Source organism: Streptomyces gilvus (assembly GCF_022513565.1).
Classification (GTDB): domain Bacteria; phylum Actinomycetota; class Actinomycetes; order Streptomycetales; family Streptomycetaceae; genus Streptomyces; species Streptomyces gilvus.
On the sequence record NZ_JAKWBE010000076.1, the window covers coordinates 1 to 1,304 of the forward strand.

Genomic DNA, 1,304 nt, shown 5'->3' on the forward strand with positions numbered 1-1,304 from the left:
ATGGACTTCGCGCTGAAGACCGGCTGCCCGGTCATCGGCATCAACGACTCCGGCGGCGCCCGCATCCAGGAGGGGGTCGCGTCCCTGGGCGCGTACGGCGAGATCTTCCGCCGCAACACCCACGCCTCCGGCGTCATCCCGCAGATCTCCCTGGTCGTCGGCCCCTGCGCGGGCGGCGCGGTCTACTCCCCGGCGATCACCGACTTCACGGTGATGGTCGACCAGACCTCGCACATGTTCATCACCGGCCCGGACGTCATCAAGACGGTCACCGGCGAGGACGTCGGCTTCGAGGAGCTGGGCGGCGCCCGCACCCACAACTCCGTCTCCGGCGTGGCCCACCACATGGCCGGCGACGAGAAGGACGCGGTCGAGTACATCAAGCAGCTGCTGTCCTACCTGCCCTCCAACAACCTCTCCGAGGCGCCGGTCTACCCGGAGGAGGCGGACCTCGCGGTCACGGACGAGGACCGCGAGCTGGACACCCTCGTACCCGACAGCGCCAACCAGCCGTACGACATGCACACGGTGATCGAGCACGTCCTGGACGACGCCGAGTTCTTCGAGACCCAGCCGCTGTACGCGCCGAACATCCTCACCGGCTACGGCCGCGTCGAGGGCCACCCCGTCGGGATCGTCGCCAACCAGCCGATGCAGTTCGCCGGCTGCCTCGACATCAAGGCGAGCGAGAAGGCGGCCCGCTTCGTGCGCACCTGCGACGCCTTCAACATCCCGGTGCTCACCTTCGTCGACGTCCCCGGCTTCCTGCCCGGCGTCGACCAGGAACACGACGGCATCATCCGCCGCGGCGCCAAGCTGATCTACGCCTACGCCGAGGCCACGGTCCCGCTGATCACCGTCATCACCCGCAAGGCCTTCGGCGGCGCCTACGACGTCATGGGCTCCAAGCACCTCGGCGCCGACCTCAACCTCGCCTGGCCGACCGCCCAGATCGCCGTCATGGGCGCCCAGGGCGCGGTCAACATCCTGCACCGCCGCACCATCGCCGAGGCCGAGGCCAACGGCGACCTCGACGCCACCCGGGCCCGCCTCATCCAGGAGTACGAGGACACCCTCCTCAACCCCTACATCGCGGCCGAGCGCGGCTACGTCGACTCCGTCATCATGCCGTCCGACACCCGCCGCCACGTCGTCCGCGGCCTGCGCCAACTGCGCACCAAGCGCGAGTCCCTGCCCCCCAAGAAGCACGGCAACATCCCCCTCTAAGGAGACGCTGTGACCATCAAGGTCGTACGGGGCAACCCCACCCCGGAGGAACTGGCCGCCGCCCTGACAGTGGTCCG

2 protein-coding genes are annotated in these 1,304 nt (G+C 69.2%); both read left to right on the forward strand.

Going from position 1 to position 1,304, the window contains the following annotated elements:
* Nucleotides 1–1,227, forward strand: a 1,227-nt coding sequence (locus MKW14_RS40655; RefSeq protein WP_240871814.1) for an acyl-CoA carboxylase subunit beta, incomplete at its 5' end; no start/stop codon positions are given.
* A 9-nt stretch (nt 1,228–1,236) separates the two neighbouring features.
* The coding region (locus MKW14_RS40660; RefSeq protein WP_240871815.1) for an acyl-CoA carboxylase subunit epsilon at nt 1,237–1,304 on the forward strand (68 nt) is incomplete at its 3' end.